Raw genomic sequence first — 19,806 nt, forward strand, 5'->3', positions numbered from 1 at the left:
CCTGTCGCGGCCCGTTTTTTTGTCCTGTTGTCCTGCGCCGCTTCAGCGCACGCGCGCGCGAAATACCCAAAAGGCCCAGCTGTTATAGGCCAGCGTTACCGGCAGGACCACGGCGTAGCCGCTTAGCAGAAAAATTTGCGTCGCTGGCGCGGCGGCCGCCTGTTGAATAGTCAGTTTGCCCGGCAGCAGCCAGGGCCAGAGACCGGCGATCAACAATCCCCAGCAAAGCGTTACCAGACTGAGCGCCAGCATCAGCGACAGCATGGGACGGCGATAGCGCATTGCCGCCAGTAGCGCGACGAAGGCCAGCAGCAGCATCAGCAGCAGGATCTTGCCCGGCACACGCTGCCACGCCTGCAAAAAGGGGCGGCTGTCCAGCAGGTTGATGCCGATCAACAACGCCAGACTCAGCACCAGAAACAGCCAGGCAAGATGATGCGCCAGCACGATCTCCGGGCCTTTAACCCGCCACTGGATCCAGCAGCAGCCGCAAAGCAGACAGGCGGCGATCAGGCCAAAGCCGCACAAAACGGGATAGAGAGTAAGCCAGCTGAACGCGCCTTCCTGGAAACGCCCGCCGATCACCACGCCCGCCAGCGCGCCCTGAGTAAAGGTGGCGATAAGCGAGCTGAGGATATGGGTGATATCCAGCGTGCGGTGCCAGCGCGCATCAACATGGCCGCGATATTCCACCGCCACGGCGCGCATCACCAGCGCCATCAGCATAATAAACAGCGGCAGATAAACGGCGCTGAACAGCACGCTCCAGGCGACGGGAAAAAGCGCCAGCAGTCCGCCCGCCAGCAGCACCAGCCAGGTTTCGTTCGCGTCCCAGATCGGCAGAATAGTCGCGGTCAGCCTGCGGCGCGCTTCGCCGCCGCGGAAGAAAAACAGCAGCATCCCGACGCCGAGATCGGTGCCGTCCAGCAACAGATACATCAGCAGCGAAAACGCCAGCGTGGCAGCGGAAATATCGGCCAGCGTCATTGCTTACCTCCGGGCGCCATCTCCGGCGCCGGGCCCGGCTCGCCGACGCGCGTTTCACGGTTGGCGTAGCGCAACAGATAGCGCAGCCCGATATAGAACACCGTACCGTAGATAAGCAGAATGGCGCAGCCTGACGCGATAACCAGCCGGAAAGAGAGGGGAGAAACGCTGTCGGCAGTGCGCAGCAGGCCATAGACCGTCCAGGGCTGACGCCCCACTTCCGTCACCACCCAGCCCGCCAGCAGAGCGATAAAGCCCGCCGGCCCCATCAGCACGATGGATTTCAGCAGCCAGCGCGATTGCCACAGACGGCCGCGCAGCCGCTGCGTCAGCGCCGTCAGGCTAACGGCTATCATCAGCAGACCCAGCCCGACCATCACGCGAAAGGCGAAAAACAGCGGCGCCACCGGCGGAATATCCTGCGGCGGAAACTCACTGAGGCTTTTGATCTGCCCGGTCAGATTATGGCGCAGATAGAGCGAGCCAATAGCGGGTATTGCCACCTCCCAGCGATTGCGCTGTTGCTGCGCATCGGGCAGGGCGAACAGCCGCAGCGGCTCTCCCTGGCCTGGCGGCGGTCGATGCCAGTCGCCTTCCACGGCGGCGATTTTCTGCGGCTGATGCCGCAGCGTATTCTCGCCGTGCAGATCGCCGACGACCGCCTGCAACGGCGTCAGGATCACCAGCAGCCACAGGGGGATTGAGACCATCAGCCGCGCCCGCGGGTTTGCGACGTCGCGCAAAAGCTGCCAGGCGCCGACCGCCGCCACCATAAAGGCGGTGCCAATCAGCATGGCCAGCGTCATATGCGCCAGCCGCCAGGGAAAAGAGGGGGTAAAGATAATATCCAGCCACGACTGCGGCTGAAACCGCTGCTGTTCATCCAGTACAAACCCGGCGGGCGTCTGCATCCAGGCGTTCGCTGCCAGTATCCAGAAGGCGCTGATCAGCGCGCCGACCGCCACCAATACCGTGACCATAAAGTGCAGGCGCGGACCGATGCGCTCCATGCCGAACATCATCACGCCGACCATGCCCGCTTCGAGAAAAAAGGCGACCAGCACCTCATAGAACATCAGCGGGCCGATCAGCCCGCCGACCCGCTCAATAAAAGGCGCCCAGTTGGCGCCGAACTGAAACTCCATCACCACGCCGGAAACCACGCCAACCGCCACGTTCAGGGCGAAAATCTTGAGCCAGAAATGATAGACGTCGAGATAGCGCTGCTCCCGGCGCCAGAGCCAGACGCCCTCCAGCAATACCAGCCACAGCGACAGGCCAAAACTGAAGCCGGCAAGGATAATATGCAGGCCGATAGTCACCGCGAACTGCGCGCGGGAGAGCAGCAGCGTCAGTTCCGCATCAGGCATTACTGTCTTTACCGGTATAGGCGCTGATCGGTTTATCCGGCGTCGGCTGCTCCATCGCGCTGGCAAACGCTTTCAGGCCAGCCACCAGCGGCATCACCGCATGCCAAAGATCTTCATCATGCAACAGCTTCCAGGTGCCGCTGACGCCCGGCGCCACTTCATGATGCTGCTGCGCCTCCGCATGTAAATTAACGGCGTTGATCGCCGACTTCACGGCGAATACCGTTTTATGAAACTGTCCCGGCGGCATATCGCCCAGCGCCATCATCAGCGACGCCAGGTTTTGCATCGCGTTTTGCGAGCCGGGCTTATTCAGTCCGTCCACCAACACTTTGGCGATCTGCGTATTGGCTGAAACCACATCGTTGGCCAGGCGTAAAAAACCGTGGTGATGCAGGCTGTGCAGCAGCTCCTGCAAGGCATCCTGCGCGTCAGGGGCGGTTTTCGTGGGCGGCACTTCATAGTTCATACGTTCAGCCATTAAAATTTCTCCGGGTGTTGAGTATGTTCAGGCGGCAGGGTATAGCCCTCCTGACGCCATTTTTCTTCTATCGGCAGATGCGCCAGCGGGGTGCGCTTGCCATAACGGAAGTTCTGCGGCGGCAAGGCATCGGTCTGCGGCGGCCGCGCCAGCTTTTGCAGCCTGACGGCAATCTCTTTGTAGGCGGGCGTATTGACGTCAGGATCGTGATGCTCGCCGGTCAGGCCGTTTACGCCCGGCTTGCCGTGGTGAATAGGAATAAACAGCTGGTTGCCTGCGACGCGCTCGGTGATCACGACCGGTACCTGAAGCTCCCCGCGGCGCGACGCGATGCTGACCCAGTCGCCTGGACTGAGCTGACGCTCGGCGGCCAGCTGCGGGCTGACCTCCACGAACCCGTTCGGCGACAGCGACAGCATGCGGCCGCCGCGTCCGGTCTGGTTGGTGGACTGAAAATGTTCCAGCATGCGGCCGTTATTCAGCAGCAGGTCATACTCGGCGTCAGGCGCCTCAAGCGGTGGCTGCCATTCAATGGGCGTCAGCACCGCTTTGCCGTCCGGGAATTTAAAGCCGTCGGTATAAAGCAGCGGGGTGCTGCTGCCGTCCGGCTTCACCGGCCACAGCTGCGACTGCCAGCCGCTGAGGCGCAGGTAGTCGACGCCGGCGAAGATATCAGCGATGCCGGCCGCCTCGGCCATAATTTCTGCCGGGTGAGAGTAGTTCCAGGGATGGCCCAGACGCGCGGCGAGATCGGTCAGGATGCGCCAGTCGGGGCGGCTGTCGCCCAGCGGCGGCATCACTTCGTAAAAGCGCTGAATACGCCGCTCGGTATTTACGTAGGTGCCCTCTTTTTCCACGCTGGGGCAACCAGGCAGCACCACGTCGGCGAATTCGGCGGTGCGGCTCATAAAGATATCCTGCACCACCATAAACTCCAGACCGCTGAACGCCTCATGCACTTTGGTGGAGTCGGCGTCGGAGAAGGCGGTCTCTTCGCCGATGATATACATCGCCTTCAGCGTGCCTTCATGCGCGTGCTGCACCATCATAAAGTTATCGGAGCCAGCCTTGTCGGAGAGCGCCTGCGCCTCCACGCCCCAGGCGCGCGCCCATTTTTCGCGCACGGCGGGGTCGGTGACTTTCTCATAGCCAGGATAGACATTGCTCAGGCAGCCGAAGTCGCTGGCGCCCTGCACGTTATTATGACCGCGCATCGGGTAGCCGCCGGTACCGGGGCGACCGTAGTTGCCAGTGACCAACAGCAGATTAGAAAGCGCAGTGCTGGTATCGGCGCCGTGGCTGTGCTGGGTGATGCCCATCGCCCACAGCAGGCAGACGCGCTGCGCCTGGCCGATGGTTTCCGCCGCTTCGATCAGCTGCTCGACGCTCAGCCCGGTATGTTCGCTGGCGTAGTGCAGAGTAAACGGGTCCAGCGAGGCGCGATACGCTTCAACCTGATTGACTTTTTCGGCCAGGAACGCCTCGTCGGCGTAGCCATGTTCGAACATATAACGCGACATCGCCGAAGCCCACAGGCTGTCGCTGCCGGGCTTGATGCGCAGCCAGATATCGGCGCGCTCCGCCATTTCATTCATGCGCGGATCGACCACCAGGATTTTCTGTCCATGATGCTTTTGCGCCGCCTTGATGCGTGAAGCGATCACCGGGTGGTTCTCCGCCAGATTGCTGCCGACGATAATCACCAGATCGGCCTGTTGCAGATCCTCCAGCGTGCCGGCGTCGCCGCCGTAGCCGACGGTGCGGAACAGCCCTTCGGTCGCCGGGTTCTGACAGTAGCGTGAGGAGTTATCGACATTATTGGTGCCAAAAATCAGGCGGGCTATTTTTTGCGTCAGGTAGGCTTCTTCGTTGCTGCCTTTGCTGGAGCCGATAAAGCCGATACTGTCGCCGCCGTGCTGCGCGGCGATCTCTTTCATTCGTTGCGCCACCCGATCCAGCGCCTCGTCCCAGCTGGCGGGACGGAAGCGGCCGTTCTCCCTGATCAGCGGCGTGGTTAAACGCTGCGGACTGTTGACGAAGTCCCAGCCGAATTTGCCCTTAAGGCAGGTTGAGATACCGTTGACCGGCGCGTGAGCCACCGGCTGCACCTTCAGGATATGGCGGTCGCGCGTCCACATTTCAAAACTACAGCCGACGCCGCAGTAGGTGCAGACCGTTTTGGTTTTTTTGATCTCTTTCTGCCGCATCGCCATATCCATCATCGATATGCCGGTGATGGGCGGCGCGCCGATGGTATTCTCCAGCGTCTTGACCAGGTCGATCATCGGGCGCTTAAGATCTTCAGGCATGGCGGTGAATGGCCCCGCATTGGGCTGCATAGTCTTTTCCAACAGGGCGTTGCAGGGGCAGACGGTGACGCAGTGACCGCAGCTAACGCAGCTGGAGCCAGCGATCTGGGTGCCGCCGTCCCACAGCACGCGCGGATGGTCGGCCGTGTAGTCGATGGAGAGCGTTTCGTTGACCTCGACGTTCTGGCAGGCTTCTACGCAACGGCCGCACAAAATGCACTGATCCGGGTCATAGGTGTAGAACGGGTTGCTCTCATCCTTTTGATAAGGTTTGCGCTGCCAGGGATAGTACTGAATCGGAATATGCATATCGGCGACGGTGTTATGCAGCGTGCAGTCGCCGGTGTTGTGTTCGCAGAGCGTGCAATAAAGTTCGTGGCGCGCCAGCAGGCGATCCATGCCTTCCTCCTGCGCCGCCTGTGCAGCAGGCTGGCGGCTGGAGATCTCCAGCCCCTCGTGCGTGCGCAGCGTACAGCCGCGCACCAGTTCGCCCTGATACTCCACCCAGCAGACATCACAGGATTGCAACGGCGGCAGAGCAGGATGATAGCAGACGTGCGGCAGGATTTTCCCCTGCGCCTGTAAAAAATCGATTAGCGGTACGTCGACATCGCCGCTCAACAGCTCGCCGTTATAGCGGATGGTACAGGTGTTTTGGCTCATCAGATGTTCTCACAATGACATTGCGCGTTGTCCACTTCCTGTGGTTGTTCCCTGTTTTCGTAAAGTTATGTCATTGAAGGTAGACCGTAACGCCAGTCCCGGCAAAGCGAAGCGGCAAAAAGCCCGACTTATCAATCCTGAATAAAAAACAGCGCCGTACTTGCACGCCTCTGACGGCGGCCTACGCTTAAAAGAAAAGCCTGAGCGGAGGGCGTGGCCATGAATGAAATAATGTCGTTACTGTCCGGGGCTGGAGCTGGGTGCTGGGAGGACTGGCGATTATCGTCGGGCTTGCTGGTTCTTACTTCGGTGGAAAAAAAATTGGCAAAACGCAGGAGAAGGCCAGGGCGGATGTTGCGGCGGCGCAGCAGCAAACCCGACAGGCTGAAGCGATAACCAGAAAACAGGCGGATAATATAAAGGTGGCCAAAAATGTGGAAACGTCTAACGCTAATCTTAATGACGCTGCTGCTCGCGACAAGCTGCGCCAGTCGAAATACAACCTCGATGATTGATCGCGCCAGCGTGGACTCGTCCTGCACGCTGTTTCAGCCGATTTACACGCACGGCAACGATGCGCAGGTGATGGACGCGCGTACGGTGCGCGCCATTAATACCCATAACGAACTATGGGATCGGCTGTGCAGCGATAAAAAGCAGTAGGCGATCCTTTACTGAATATTCTGGCGGCCCGCAACAGCGGGCCGTTTTTTTATTATTTTGCTATTTAAATACGAAGACTTCCCTGGCGAGCGGGGCGATGTTATCGGTATCGCCATAGATCGCCACGGTGATGCAGTTCAGTCACTCGTGATAAGAAGGATGACCTCCTCTCGCCTCGTCCTGAGCAATTAAGCGTCAATACCGACCCATCCAGCGCCAAAGTATGAGCCCAGGCGCAAAGCGTAAATCCTAAAAATACGCTTTCCATGATAAGGCAGCGCCTTGTTTAACACTCGGTCTCAGGCTGAATATTGCACCGTGTCATGCTGTAAGTTTGAGTAATGGTGATTTATATGGTTAAGGAGGCGGAGCGTAGAGGATCGGGAGCCGATAATATGGCCGCCGAATCCCGGTCAGGCCATAAAGAGTGTTAAAAAGATCACAAAGCAGATATTCGGAAGAGATCTCTTTCTCGCCAATGAGGCATCAAGAGAAATATTACTCCACGGTTACAATGATTTTTCCTGTCTGTCCATTTGCTTCCATGTAGCGATGCGCTTCTGCAATCTCTTCGAACCTGAAGGTTTTATCGATTACCGGTTTCAGTTTGCCAGAACGCAGGCCTTCTGTGACGAAGGACTTCGCACGCGCCATTTTTTCCACGTCGGTGGTAATTTCGAACAGCTCATAGCCGCGTAGCGTGAGGTGTTTACCGAGAATGTCGAATACCGGCACAAGCATGTCTCGGCTGTCGAGCGCACCATACTGGAAGAATATGCCTTGCGGCGCCATGGTTTGAGTCAACTTCGCCACGTCCGGGCCACCAACAGGATCAAAAACAATGTGGGCACCTTCGCCATTCGTTGCCCGGTTGATTTCAGCCACCATATCCTGTTCCGCAGTAGCAATAACGTGAGCAGCCCCTGCCTTCAGCAGCATGTCGCGTTTTTCGCTGGTACGGGTCAGGGCAACAGGTTTAGCACCCAGCATGTTTGCGATCTGAATGGCGGCCAGGCCAACGCTGCTTGATGCTGCGCGGATAACCACATTCTGACCAGCCTGCAGGTTACCGTACTCAACCAGCGCGCCATAAGCCGTTACGTACATCATCCAGCTTGCGGCGGCTTCTTCAAAAGACAAATTGTCAGGGTGTTTCACCACCGCGTGCACCGGGGCGTTAACCAACTCACCGTACATGGCGTATTCGTTAAACATGAATGAAGGGATCACGCTGACCAGGTCCCCTTTGGCAAAATTTTCGCTATTCTCACCGACAGCTTCAACCACGCCAGCAGCTTCATAACCCAGGCGCGCCGGGAATTCAGGTTCAATCACATACTGGCCATTGCGATACATAATTTCTGCGCGATTAAGACCTATTGCATGTACGCGGATTTGAACTTCTCCAGCAGCCGGTGCCGGCACTTGCACATCAATAATTTCCAGAACCTCCGGGCCACCGGTGCGGTTAAAAGTAACAATTTTAGACATATTTAGACCTCGTCAGTTAGCGGTATACCTTACGATAGCGTAGAAGGTTTACTCGATTCGTCTGCGAATAAACTACGTCGTTGTGACCTGAGTAAAAACAGGCGCAGAGGAACTTCAGTGTTATTCATTTGATAACAATCAGTCGGTTTCAGCCGATTTGCTGGCAAAAATTTCACTGAACCAGTCGATAAAGACGCGTACCTGGGGGGGAAGATAGCGCCTGTCCGGGTACATCACAGAGACGGGTTTGGAAACGGAAGGATACTGCGTCAGGATTTCTTCGAGCTTACCGGAAGCAATATGCGGGGCAAGGGCATGACAGGAGGCCTGAATAATACCCAAACCGGCCAGACCGCAGGACAACAGAACATCTGAGTTATCTACCAGCATGCTGCTGGCAGGGCGTAGGGAAACCACCACACCCTCTTCGATAAACTTCCATTCCATCACATCACGACTGTGATCGCTGAAAAAGTTAACTGCCCGGTGCCGCTCCAGGTCTGCCAGCGTCTCTGGTCGTCCGTACCGTTGAAGATAGGAAGGTGCAGCGCAGGTGACCATTCTGATTTCGCCAAGACGTCTGGAAATAAAGCTTGATTCCTGCAACTCGCCCAGACGCACCACGCAGTCCACACCTTCAGTGATCAGATCGCTTTTTTTATCCGATGAAACCAGCACGACTTCAATATCGGGATAGAGCGACTGGAACTGTGCCAGATGGGGAATAATGATGGCATGAGCCAGCGAAAGCGGAACATCAAGCCGGAGCTGCCCACGCGGTGGTAGAGTCAGTGAAAAGTTGGCCATCATGCCATCAACTTCAGCCAGAACCTGTTTGGCTCGCTGGTAAAATTCGTCACTTTTAGCCGTAATGCTTAGCTTGCGGGTAGTACGGTGAAGGAGTTTTACTCCGAGGTCGTCCTCGAGTTGCTGTATCGCTTTACTCACAGCAGGGCGGTGCAACTGCAGGATATCAGCGGCTTTAGTAAAGCTGCCTTGATCAACAACCTGTATAAAAATATTTATATATTCAATCATGTTAGAACGCATAACACCACCTGATTCCCTAATCTGCCTGCCGCGCGCCGGTCCGTTTTATCATACGGATTTATTTATCACGTGAGTTAGCGACCTTTACGCGATGCCCTGCAGCAGCCAATTTACGCGCCAGATGCGCCGATGTTTCCTGTGCCGATGATGCCAGTCTTTATAATAAACATCTCGCTTATAGGGTATGACACACCGCTTATTCAGGCGCGGGGTGGGAAAGCGCAGTGAGCAACAGATTATTACGGTTGAGGAAGAGGCAACAGAAGGCGATGCGCTAAGCGAAGTAAATATGACCGGGGAAATGACAGGCGTTTACGCTAATGATGCCTTTGTCAGGTATCCGCCTGTTTTACATCCATCTTTAAGCGTGTAAGATGTTCACTCTTCAACAGTTACCCGGCTCGGTCACTTTTGAACAGGTGTACCATGGCGTGTACCAAATTAGCAATTGTGGGTTAGTTTGGTCGGGTAAGCTACTGAAAACTCTCTTAAACCAATGTTTGCATGTAATCTTTCGTGTGGGTTACCACTGCATTTAAGGATATGAAATGCCTGTAATTACTCTTCCTGACGGCAGTCAACGCAGCTACGATCGCGCCATTAGCGTAATGGAGATCGCGCAGGATATCGGTCCGGGTCTGGCGAAAGCCTGCATCGCGGGTCGCGTTAACGGCGAGCTGGTGGACGCGGTCGATCCGATCGCGGAAGATGCGTCCGTCGCGATCATTACCGCTAAAGATGAAGCCGGTCTGGAAATTATTCGCCACTCCTGCGCGCATCTTCTCGGCCATGCGATGAAACAGCTTTGGCCGAACGCCAAAATGGCGATTGGTCCGGTTATCGATAACGGCTTCTATTACGACGTCGACCTCGATCACACCCTGACGCAGGAAGATCTCGATCGCCTGGAAAAGCGTATGCATGAGCTGGCCGAAACCAACTATGACGTCGTCAAGAAAAAGGTCAGCTGGCAGGAAGCGCGCGATGTGTTCGCCGAGCGCGGCGAAAACTACAAAACCACCATTCTGGATGAGAACATCAGCCACGACGATCGTCCCGGCCTCTATCATCATGAAGAATATGTGGATATGTGCCGCGGCCCGCACGTGCCGAACATGCGTTTCTGCCACCATTTTAAGCTGCAGAAAATCGCGGGCGCCTACTGGCGCGGCGACAGCAGCAACAAAATGCTGCAGCGCATCTACGGCACCGCCTGGGCGGACAAAAAGCAGCTGAACGCCTATCTGCAGCGTCTGGAAGAGGCCGCCAAGCGCGACCACCGCAAGATCGGCAAGCAGCTCGATCTTTACCACATGCAGGAAGAAGCGCCAGGTATGGTGTTCTGGCATAACGACGGCTGGACCATCTTCCGCGAGCTGGAAACCTTCGTCCGCAGCAAGCTGAAAGAGTATCAGTACCAGGAAGTGAAAGGTCCGTTCATGATGGACCGCGTGCTGTGGGAAAAAACCGGCCACTGGGAAAACTACAAAGAGGCGATGTTCACCACCGCTTCCGAAAACCGTGAATACTGCATCAAGCCGATGAACTGTCCCGGCCACGTGCAGATTTTCAATCAGGGACTAAAATCATACCGCGACCTGCCGTTACGCATGGCGGAGTTCGGCAGCTGCCACCGTAACGAGCCGTCAGGCGCGTTGCACGGTCTGATGCGCGTACGCGGCTTTACTCAGGACGACGCTCACATCTTCTGTACGGAAGAGCAGGTGCGCGCTGAAGTCAACAGCTGCATCAAAATGGTGTACGACATGTACAGCACCTTCGGTTTCGAGAAAATCGTGGTGAAACTGTCTACCCGTCCTGAAAAACGCATCGGCAGCGATGAGCTATGGGATCGCGCTGAGGCGGATCTCGCCGCCGCGCTGGCGGAGAACGACATTCCGTTCGAGTACCAGCCGGGCGAGGGCGCGTTCTACGGTCCGAAAATTGAGTTTACCCTGCATGACTGCCTGGATCGTCCGTGGCAGTGCGGCACCGTTCAGCTCGACTTCTCTTTGCCGAGCCGTCTGAGCGCTTCGTATGTGGGTGAAAATAACGAACGTCAGGTGCCGGTGATGATTCACCGTGCTATTCTGGGTTCAATGGAACGCTTTATCGGTATTCTCACTGAAGAATACGCCGGTTTTTATCCAACCTGGCTGGCGCCGGTACAAGCGGTGGTGATGAATATCACCGACGGGCAGTCTGATTATGTCAACGAATTAACGCGAAAATTACAGAATGCGGGCATTCGTGTAAAAGCAGACTTGAGAAACGAGAAGATTGGCTTTAAAATTCGCGAGCACACATTGCGTCGCGTCCCTTATATGCTGGTCTGCGGTGATAAAGAGGTAGAAGCCGGTAAAGTGGCTGTACGTACCCGCCGCGGTAAAGACCTCGGGTCCATGGACGTAGATGTGCTGATCGAGAAGCTGCAGCAAGAAATACGCAGCCGCAATCTTCATCAATTGGAGGAATAAGGTATTAAAGGCGGAAAACGAGTTCAACCGACGCGTCCCAACCGTATTAACGGTGAAATCCGTGCTACCGAGGTGCGTCTGACTGGCGTCGAAGGCGAGCAGCTTGGTATTGTTAGTTTACGCGAAGCTATTGAAAAAGCTGAAGAAGCAGGTGTTGATTTAGTTGAAATCAGCCCTAACGCCGAACCGCCGGTTTGTCGTATAATGGATTACGGCAAGTTCCTCTATGAAAAGAGCAAGTCTTCTAAAGAACAGAAGAAGAAGCAGAAAGTTATCCAGGTGAAGGAAATTAAATTCCGCCCTGGTACCGATGAAGGCGACTATCAGGTCAAACTACGCAACCTGATTCGTTTTCTGGAAGAAGGCGATAAAGCCAAAATCACGCTGCGTTTCCGCGGTCGTGAAATGGCGCACCAACAGATCGGTATGGAAGTGCTTAACCGCGTGAAAGAAGATCTGAGTGAACTGGCAGTGGTCGAATCCTTCCCTTCGAAGATCGAAGGCCGCCAGATGATCATGGTGCTCGCACCCAAGAAGAAACAGTAGGCTTTCAAGTAATAGCGTCGCGCAGCGTTCGCGCTGTGCGGCTGTTATTCGCCTGTCTGGTTCATTTTATTAACAATGCGAAGTGGATATTTTATAAATGCCTAAGATTAAAACTGTCCGTGGCGCGGCTAAACGCTTTAAAAAAACCGGTAAAGGTGGATTTAAGCACAAGCACGCTAACCTGCGTCATATCCTGACCAAAAAATCAACCAAGCGTAAACGTCACCTGCGCCCGAAAGCCATGGTGTCTAAAGGCGATCTGGGTCTGGTCATTGCCTGCCTGCCGTACGCATAAGTTATTTTTTTAAATCAGAATATAGAACAGGAGAGCTAACATGGCTCGTGTAAAACGTGGTGTCATTGCTCGCGCACGTCACAAAAAAATCTTAAAACAAGCTAAAGGCTACTACGGTGCGCGTTCACGCGTTTACCGCGTTGCCTTCCAGGCTGTTATCAAAGCTGGTCAGTATGCTTACCGCGACCGTCGTCAGCGTAAGCGTCAGTTCCGTCAGCTGTGGATTGCGCGTATCAACGCAGCAGCGCGTCAGAACGGCATTTCTTACAGCCGTTTCATCAATGGCCTGAAAAAAGCGTCCATTGAAATTGACCGTAAAATCCTGGCTGACATCGCCGTATTCGACAAAGTGGCATTCTCTGCACTGGTTGAAAAAGCGAAATCAGCTCTGGCGTAAGTCAGATGGAAGAGGGAGCTTGCTCCCTCTTTTATTATCTGTAACCACAGCAAAAGATTGACTTTTCCGCCTGCTGGCATTTCAATAGAGCCGTCTGACGCAAGCGACAAGGTAAACCAAGCATGTACGCTATTTTCCGTTTCTTTTTTTACTTTAGCACCTGAATTCCGGGGGCTTGTGCGCAAAGAAAAGAAACGACAAATCGCGCTGAAAGCCTCCCTCGTGGAGGCTTTTTTGTTTTAAGCCGAACTGATATGGACTTCTGGTCCCCACCTGAAACAGCCCGGCCTTAGGCTGGAAGAAGAGGAAACAATGTCCCATCTCGCAGAGCTGGTTGCCAACGCCAGGGCAGCCATTGAACATGCGCAGGACGTTGCGGCGTTAGACAACGTCCGCGTGGAATACCTGGGCAAAAAAGGGCATCTGACCCTGCAGATGACAACCCTGCGCGAACTGCCGGCGGAAGAACGCCCGGCGGCTGGCGCGGTAATCAATGAAGCCAAACAGCAGGTGCAGGAAGCGTTGAACGCGCGTAAGCACGCGCTGGAGTCGGCGGCGCTGAACGCGCGTCTGGCGGCGGAAACCATCGACGTTTCCCTGCCGGGACGCCGCGTGGAAAACGGCGGCCTGCATCCGGTCACCCGCACCATCGACCGTATCGAAGCTTTCTTTGGCGAGCTGGGCTTTGCCGTTGTGACCGGGCCGGAAATTGAAGATGACTATCACAACTTCGACGCGCTGAATATTCCGGGACACCACCCGGCGCGCGCCGATCACGACACCTTCTGGTTCGACGCGACGCGCCTGCTGCGCACGCAGACCTCTGGCGTGCAGATCCGCACCATGAAAAATCAGCAGCCGCCGATTCGCATTATCGCGCCGGGCCGCGTCTACCGTAACGATTACGATCAGACCCACACCCCGATGTTCCATCAGATGGAAGGGCTGATTGTCGATAAGAACATCAGCTTTACCAACCTGAAAGGCACGCTGCACGATTTCCTGCGCAACTTCTTTGAAGAAGATCTGCAGATCCGCTTCCGTCCCTCCTATTTTCCGTTCACCGAGCCGTCCGCGGAAGTGGACGTGATGGGCAAAAACGGCAAATGGCTGGAAGTACTGGGTTGCGGCATGGTGCATCCGAACGTACTGCGCAACGTCGGCATTGATCCAGAAGTCTACTCCGGCTTCGCCTTTGGTATGGGCATGGAGCGTCTGACCATGCTGCGTTACGGCGTGACCGATCTGCGCGCTTTCTTCGAAAACGATCTTCGTTTCCTCAAACAGTTTAAATAAGGGCAGGTTATCCAATGAAATTCAGTGAACTCTGGTTACGCGAATGGGTAAACCCGGCTCTTGACAGCGCGGCCCTGGCGGAACAAATCACCATGGCGGGCCTGGAAGTCGACGGCATCGAGCCTGTCGCAGGCGCGTTCCACGGCGTAGTGGTAGGCGAAGTAGTGGAATGCGGCCAGCATCCTAACGCTGACAAGCTGCGCGTAACCAAAGTCAACGTCGGCGGCGATCGCCTGCTGGATATCGTTTGCGGCGCGCCAAACTGCCGTCAGGGGCTGAAAGTGGCGGTCGCCACCGTCGGCGCGGTGCTGCCGGGCGATTTTAAAATCAAAGCGGCTAAGCTGCGCGGCGAGCCGTCGGAAGGGATGCTTTGCTCCTTCTCTGAACTGGCCATCAGCGACGATCACGACGGCATTATCGAGCTGCCGGCAGATGCGCCGATCGGCGCCGATATCCGTGAATACCTGAAGCTCGACGATAACAGCATTGAAATCAGCATCACGCCGAACCGCGCCGATTGTTTTGGCATTATCGGCGTGGCGCGTGACGTTGCAGTGCTGAACGGCCTGCCGCTCACCGCGCCGGAAATCGCGGCGGTGCCGGCCACTATCAACGATACGCTGCCGGTGCGTGTAGACGCCACCGACGCCTGTCCGCGCTATCTGAGCCGCGTTGTAAAGGGCATCAACGTCAAGGCTGCGACGCCGCTGTGGATGAAAGAGAAGCTGCGTCGCTGCGGCATTCGCTCTATCGATCCGGTGGTTGACGTGACCAACTACGTGCTGCTGGAGCTGGGGCAGCCGATGCACGCCTTCGATCTCGATCGCATCGACGGCGGTATCGTGGTGCGCATGGCGCAGCAGGATGAAACCCTGACGCTGCTGGACGGCAATGAAGTGAAACTTGGCGACGACACGCTGGTGATCGCCGACCATCATAAAGCGCTGGCGATGGGCGGCATTTTCGGCGGCGAGCATTCCGGCGTCAACGAAGAGACCCGCAACGTGCTGCTGGAGTGCGCCTGGTTCGCGCCGCTGGCGATTACCGGTCGTGCCCGTCGTCACGGCCTGCATACCGATGCGTCGCACCGCTACGAGCGCGGCGTCGACCCGGCGCTGCAGCAACTGGCCATGGAGCGCGCGACGCGCCTGCTGCTGGATATTTGCGGCGGCGAAGCGGGCCCGGTAGTGGACAACAGCGTGCAGGAAAAACTGCCGGCGCAGGCGACCATTACGCTGCGTCGTGAAAAGCTGGATCGTCTGATCGGCCACCATATCGACGACCGTCAGGTAACCGACATCTTGCAGCGTCTGGGTTGCGATGTCAGCGTTGGCGAAGGCGAGTGGCGCGCGGTTGCGCCGAGCTGGCGTTTCGATATGGCCATCGAAGAAGATTTGATTGAAGAAGTGGCGCGCGTTTACGGCTACAACAACATTCCTGACGTGCCGGTGAAAGCCGACCTGGTGATGACGCAGCATCGCGAAGCGGATCTCTCCCTGAAGCGCGTAAAGGCGATGCTGGTGGATAAAGGCTATCAGGAAGCGATCACCTACAGCTTTGTCGACCCGAAAGTACAGGCGCTGCTGCATCCGGGCGAAGAGGCGCTGATCCTGCCAAGCCCGATCTCCAGCGATATGTCCGCCATGCGTCTGTCGCTGTGGACCGGCCTGCTCTCTGCGGTGGTCTACAACCAGAACCGTCAGCAGGGCCGTGTGCGCCTGTTTGAAAGCGGCCTGCGCTTTGTGCCGGATACGCAAGCAGATTTGGGCATCCGACAGGATGTTATGCTGGCAGGCGTACTGAGCGGCAACCGCTACGAAGAGCACTGGGACCTGGCGCGTCAGACGGTCGACTTCTATGATTTAAAAGGTGATTTAGAAGCGGTGCTGGAGTTGACCGGCAAGCTGGACGCAATCGAGTTCCGCGCAGAAGCGAATCCAGCTCTGCATCCAGGCCAGAGCGCAGCGATTTATTTACAGGGCGAGCGCATCGGTTACATCGGCGTGGTGCATCCGGAACTGGAGCGCAAGCTGGATCTCAATGGCCGCACCTTAGTATTTGAACTGCTTTGGAATAAGGTCGCAAACCGCGTCCTGCCTGACGCGCGCGAAATTTCTCGCTTCCCGGCGAACCGCCGCGACATCGCCGTTGTGGTGGCTGAAACGGTTCCTGCAGCAGATATCATTGCGGAGTGTAAGAAAGTTGGCGCAAATCAGATAGTTGGCGTAAACTTGTTTGACGTGTACCGCGGTAAGGGTGTAAACGAAGGGTTTAAGAGCCTTGCGATTAGCCTGATTTTGCAAGATACCAGCCGGACACTCGAAGAAGACGAGATTGCTGCAACCGTCGCCAACTGCGTTGCGGCATTAAAAGAGCGATTCCAGGCAACCTTGAGGGATTGAACCTATGGCGCTTACAAAAGCTGATATGTCGGAATACCTGTTTGAAAAGCTGGGGCTGAGTAAACGGGATGCCAAAGAGCTGGTTGAACTGTTTTTCGAAGAGGTGAGAAGGGCTTTGGAAAACGGCGAGCAGGTCAAACTGTCTGGATTTGGCAACTTTGATCTTCGCGATAAAAATCAACGTCCGGGACGCAACCCAAAAACTGGCGAAGATATTCCCATCACTGCACGCCGTGTCGTGACGTTTCGCCCAGGACAAAAGCTGAAAAGCCGCGTCGAAAATGCTTCCCCAAAAAACAGCTGACTTGTCAGCCTGACAAAAGGCCGCCTCTGGCGGCCTTTTTTATTGCCTCTTTTTAGCCACGCTTTTCACGATGGCTTCATAATGTAAGGAAAGCGTAAGTAAGCATGAAATAAGCCGAAAATCGTCCCTGGCTGATAGTGACACCCCGACGGGGGCGGTATAAAAACCGGGTGAGACAATATGAGGTCATCCGATGAAAATAAAAAACGTTGTTCCCGGCATTATCCTGATTCTGTTCTCCGCGCTGCCCGTTGCCGCCAGCGCGGGCATGTCGCTTGATATTACGCCCGCAGGGGTCACCGTTCATATCGGCGATCGCGATCATCGAGGTTACTACTGGGACGGCTATGACTGGCGCGCGCCAAAATGGTGGCGGGAGCATCACGGACGTCATCTGGGAGAGAAAGGGCCGCGCGGCTACTGGAACGGCAACGGCTGGCAGCCACATCCGCCGGCGCATCGCGCCCAGCCGCCTCATCATGAGCCTGCGCATGACCGTCCACTGGCGCAGCGTAACGCGCATCAACACGATCGACCTGCGGCAGAACCGCATGGCAACGCTCGGCTGACCGCTGAGCGCCACGATAACGGCGCGCCTGGCCATCGCCCAGATTTTCAGCCGCACGGCTAATTTTTTGCCGGGCGTCACTGCCGCGTCCGGCCGATCGCTTACCTTAACGCTTTCTTTTTTCCTTTCAGCCACTACAATCAAATCACTGTTTTTCTTATAAAACCACCTTATGTCGCTGTTAAACGAACTCTCACGCCAGGCAGATCGCCGCGCCTGTCGCTGGCTACTGTGGCTGAGCCTGCTGGTGTTGGCGATGACGCTGCTAAGCCTCTGTGCTGGCGAACAGTGGATCTTGCCGACGCGCTGGCTCAGCCCGGAGGGCGAGCTGTTTATCTGGCAGCTGCGCCTGCCGCGCACGTTGAGCGTTCTGCTGGTGGGCGCGTCGCTGGCGATGGCGGGCTGCGTCATGCAGGCGCTGTTTGAAAATCCGCTGGCGGAGCCGGGCCTGCTGGGCGTATCAAACGGCGCGGGCGTCGGGCTGGTGCTGTGCGTCCTGCTGGGCAACGGTGATTTCTGGGCTTTCAGCATGGCGGCCATCGCCGGCGCGCTGCTGGTTACGCTGATCCTGCTGCGCTTTGCGCGGCGGCATCTCTCCAACAGCCGCCTGCTGCTGGCAGGCGTCGCGCTGGGCATTATTTGCAGCGCGGTAATGACCTGGGTGGTCTATTTCAGCAGCAATCTCGATCTGCGCCAGCTAATGTACTGGATGATGGGCGGCTTTAGCGGCATCGACTGGCGCTATCGCTGGCTGATGTTGGCGCTGCTGCCTGCGCTGTGCTGGTTAGGCTCGCAGGCGAAAATTCTGAATTTACTGGCGTTGGGTGAAACCAGCGCGCGCCAGCTGGGGCTGTCTGTTTTTCTGTGGCGCAACCTGCTGGTGGTGGCGATCGGCTGGCTGGTAGGCGTCAGCGTGGCGCTGGCTGGCGCGATCGGCTTTATCGGCCTGGTGGTGCCGCATCTGCTGCGGCTGAAAGGATTGACCGATCACCGGGCGCTGCTGCCTGCCAGCGCGCTGGCGGGGGCCGCCGTCTTGCTGGCGGCGGATATCATTGCCAGACTGGTACTCAGCGCAGCGGAATTACCCATCGGCGTCGTGACCGCCACGCTGGGTTCGCCGCTGTTTATTTGGCTATTACTGACGCAGCGCCGTTAACGGCGCTGTTCCACACACCGAGACAGGAAACGCGCATGAGCATTTACGAAACTGAGCTGGTTATGCTGGATGGCACACGTACCACGCTGGGCCAATGGAAAGGGGATGTGCTGTTGATTGTTAACGTCGCCTCAGAGTGCGGCCTGACGCCGCAGTATGAAGAACTGGAAAACCTGCAGCGCGCCTGGAACAAATCCGGCTTTAACGTGCTGGGCTTTCCCTGCAACGCGTTTCTTGGCCAGGAGCCGGGCAGCAACGAAGAGATCCAGCAGTTTTGCAGCACCCGTTACGGCGTGACCTTTCCGATGTTCAGCAAAATCGAAGTCAACGGCCCCAACCGGCATCCGCTTTACCAGCAGCTGATCGCGGCGCGCCCGGAAGCGGTGGAGCCGGAAAACAGCGGCTTCTATGAGCGCATGATAAGCAAAGGTCGGGGGCCGAAAGAGAAGGGCGACATCCTGTGGAATTTCGAGAAGTTCCTTGTCGGTCGTGACGGCGAAGTGGTGCAGCGCTTTGCGCCGGATATGACGCCGGAAGATCCGATCGTGATGGAAAGCATTAAGCTCGCTCTGGCGAAATAGTGCTGCTCTCAATCGAACAGGCGGCCATCGCCGGCCGCCTGCAACCTTTTAGCGCGCAGGTCGACGGCGGCGAACTGATTCATCTGCTTGGGCCTAACGGCGCGGGTAAGAGCACGCTGCTGGCCTTGATTGCCGGGCTGCTGGCGGGCAGGGGCGAAGTGCGTATCGACGGCAGGCCGCTTGCGACATGGTCGCCAAAGACGCTGGCGCGCCGTCGCGCCTGGCTGCCGCAGCAACAGCCTCAGCCGGGGCAGATGGCTGTGTATCACTATCTGCGTCAGCATGCGGATGCACAGGAGCCGGAAACGCTGCTGCCGCAGCTTCTGCGCGCTTTTCAGCTGGAGGATAAGCTGACGCGGCCGCTGACCTGGCTTTCCGGCGGTGAATGGCAGCGCGTCAGGCTGACAGCGGTGCTGCTGCAGGTCTGGCCGCAGCCCGAGCGGCCGCCCACGCTGCTGCTGCTGGATGAACCTTATAGCGGACTGGATGTGGCGCAGCAGCGCGCGCTGGACGCCCAGCTGGATGCTTTCTGCAAGGCGGGCGGCGCGGTTATCGCCAGCGGACACGATCTCAATCACAGCCTGCGCCACGCGCAGAGCGTCTGGCTGATGCGTCAGGGAAAGGTGGTCAGGCAAGGCAGCGTCGCCGCGGTGATGGAGCCCGCTCTGCTCAGCGAAGTGTATGGCGTGCTTTTTCGTCAATTACAGGCCGGAGAAGAAAGCTGGCTCATTTCTGAAGAGATGCGCTGAGGAGATTGCCAGCGCCTGGCA

Annotated in this window: 19 protein-coding genes; 13 read left to right on the forward strand and 6 right to left on the reverse strand. The window is 56.9% G+C overall.

The window, feature by feature from the left end:
- Positions 1–42: 42 nt before the first annotated feature.
- From C2E16_RS09720 to fdhF, 4 genes are read right to left on the reverse strand one after another with little or no spacing between them, the layout of a single operon-like run.
- The gene (locus C2E16_RS09720; protein WP_084970241.1) at positions 43–987 is read right to left on the reverse strand and encodes a cytochrome d ubiquinol oxidase subunit II; all 945 of its coding nucleotides are present in this window, start codon (positions 985–987) and stop codon (positions 43–45) included.
- A complete protein-coding gene (locus C2E16_RS09725) occupies positions 984–2,357 on the reverse strand; it encodes a cytochrome ubiquinol oxidase subunit I (RefSeq protein WP_084970242.1) in 1,374 nt (457 codons plus the stop codon). The genes C2E16_RS09720 and C2E16_RS09725 overlap by 4 nt, the downstream gene beginning before the upstream one ends.
- Positions 2,350–2,838, reverse strand: coding sequence for a helical membrane plugin domain-containing protein (locus C2E16_RS09730; RefSeq protein ID WP_038626377.1), 489 nt, complete (start codon positions 2,836–2,838; stop codon positions 2,350–2,352). Before C2E16_RS09730 ends, C2E16_RS09725 begins: the two co-directional genes overlap by 8 nt.
- Entirely contained in the window at positions 2,838–5,810 is a 2,973-nt protein-coding gene (fdhF, locus tag C2E16_RS09735; RefSeq protein WP_084970243.1) for a formate dehydrogenase subunit alpha, read from the reverse strand. Before fdhF ends, C2E16_RS09730 begins: the two co-directional genes overlap by 1 nt.
- Before the next feature lie 260 nt (positions 5,811–6,070).
- On the opposite strand from fdhF, the gene C2E16_RS09740 reads away from it, so the two are divergent.
- Both C2E16_RS09740 and C2E16_RS20820 read left to right on the forward strand, forming a co-directional pair.
- Positions 6,071–6,325 carry a hypothetical protein gene (locus C2E16_RS09740; protein ID WP_104951485.1) on the forward strand — a complete coding sequence of 85 codons (255 nt, stop codon included), beginning with the start codon at positions 6,071–6,073 and terminating at the stop codon, positions 6,323–6,325.
- Positions 6,318–6,473, forward strand: a complete 156-nt coding sequence (locus tag C2E16_RS20820) for a hypothetical protein (protein WP_156462397.1) — start codon at positions 6,318–6,320, stop codon at positions 6,471–6,473. Before C2E16_RS09740 ends, C2E16_RS20820 begins: the two co-directional genes overlap by 8 nt.
- Before the next feature lie 498 nt (positions 6,474–6,971).
- Here C2E16_RS20820 and C2E16_RS09745 read toward each other — a convergent pair whose 3' ends face one another.
- Both C2E16_RS09745 and C2E16_RS09750 read right to left on the reverse strand, forming a co-directional pair.
- On the reverse strand, positions 6,972–7,964 hold the full coding sequence (locus tag C2E16_RS09745; protein ID WP_038626371.1) for a zinc-dependent alcohol dehydrogenase family protein: 993 nt from the start codon (positions 7,962–7,964) through the stop codon (positions 6,972–6,974).
- A gap of 138 nt (positions 7,965–8,102) precedes the next feature.
- A complete protein-coding gene (locus C2E16_RS09750) occupies positions 8,103–9,014 on the reverse strand; it encodes a LysR family transcriptional regulator (RefSeq protein WP_084970244.1) in 912 nt (303 codons plus the stop codon).
- A gap of 548 nt (positions 9,015–9,562) precedes the next feature.
- Between C2E16_RS09750 and thrS the strand changes: the two genes are divergently transcribed.
- The 11 genes from thrS to btuD all read left to right on the forward strand — a co-directional run bounded on the left by thrS (position 9,563) and on the right by btuD (position 19,785).
- Entirely contained in the window at positions 9,563–11,491 is a 1,929-nt protein-coding gene (gene thrS, locus C2E16_RS09755) for a threonine--tRNA ligase (RefSeq protein ID WP_038626367.1), read from the forward strand.
- A gap of 3 nt (positions 11,492–11,494) precedes the next feature.
- Positions 11,495–12,037 carry a translation initiation factor IF-3 gene (infC, locus tag C2E16_RS09760; protein WP_038626364.1) on the forward strand — a complete coding sequence of 181 codons (543 nt, stop codon included), beginning with the start codon at positions 11,495–11,497 and terminating at the stop codon, positions 12,035–12,037.
- 97 nt (positions 12,038–12,134) lie between these two features.
- On the forward strand, positions 12,135–12,332 hold the full coding sequence (rpmI, locus tag C2E16_RS09765; protein ID WP_038626362.1) for a 50S ribosomal protein L35: 198 nt from the start codon (positions 12,135–12,137) through the stop codon (positions 12,330–12,332).
- 40 nt (positions 12,333–12,372) lie between these two features.
- On the forward strand, positions 12,373–12,729 hold the full coding sequence (rplT, locus tag C2E16_RS09770) for a 50S ribosomal protein L20 (RefSeq protein WP_038626360.1): 357 nt from the start codon (positions 12,373–12,375) through the stop codon (positions 12,727–12,729).
- A gap of 312 nt (positions 12,730–13,041) precedes the next feature.
- Positions 13,042–14,025 (forward strand): phenylalanine--tRNA ligase subunit alpha, encoded by a 984-nt coding sequence (gene pheS / locus C2E16_RS09775; RefSeq protein ID WP_038626358.1) that lies wholly within the window; start codon positions 13,042–13,044, stop codon positions 14,023–14,025.
- Positions 14,026–14,039: 14 nt separating this feature from the next.
- On the forward strand, positions 14,040–16,427 hold the full coding sequence (pheT, locus tag C2E16_RS09780; RefSeq protein WP_038626356.1) for a phenylalanine--tRNA ligase subunit beta: 2,388 nt from the start codon (positions 14,040–14,042) through the stop codon (positions 16,425–16,427).
- A 4-nt stretch (positions 16,428–16,431) separates the two neighbouring features.
- The gene (gene ihfA, locus C2E16_RS09785) at positions 16,432–16,731 is read left to right on the forward strand and encodes an integration host factor subunit alpha (RefSeq protein ID WP_038626354.1); all 300 of its coding nucleotides are present in this window, start codon (positions 16,432–16,434) and stop codon (positions 16,729–16,731) included.
- A 193-nt stretch (positions 16,732–16,924) separates the two neighbouring features.
- On the forward strand, positions 16,925–17,362 hold the full coding sequence (locus C2E16_RS09790) for a DUF2502 domain-containing protein (protein WP_084970245.1): 438 nt from the start codon (positions 16,925–16,927) through the stop codon (positions 17,360–17,362).
- A 109-nt stretch (positions 17,363–17,471) separates the two neighbouring features.
- Positions 17,472–18,455, forward strand: a complete 984-nt coding sequence (gene btuC, locus C2E16_RS09795; protein WP_038626352.1) for a vitamin B12 ABC transporter permease BtuC — start codon at positions 17,472–17,474, stop codon at positions 18,453–18,455.
- A 35-nt stretch (positions 18,456–18,490) separates the two neighbouring features.
- A complete protein-coding gene (locus C2E16_RS09800) occupies positions 18,491–19,036 on the forward strand; it encodes a glutathione peroxidase (RefSeq protein WP_038626350.1) in 546 nt (181 codons plus the stop codon).
- A complete protein-coding gene (gene btuD / locus C2E16_RS09805; RefSeq protein ID WP_084970246.1) occupies positions 19,036–19,785 on the forward strand; it encodes a vitamin B12 ABC transporter ATP-binding protein BtuD in 750 nt (249 codons plus the stop codon). The genes C2E16_RS09800 and btuD overlap by 1 nt, the downstream gene beginning before the upstream one ends.
- Positions 19,786–19,806: the final 21 nt, after the last annotated feature.

Origin of the sequence: Mixta calida (assembly GCF_002953215.1) — a bacterium.
Classification (GTDB): Bacteria; Pseudomonadota; Gammaproteobacteria; order Enterobacterales; family Enterobacteriaceae; genus Mixta; species Mixta calida.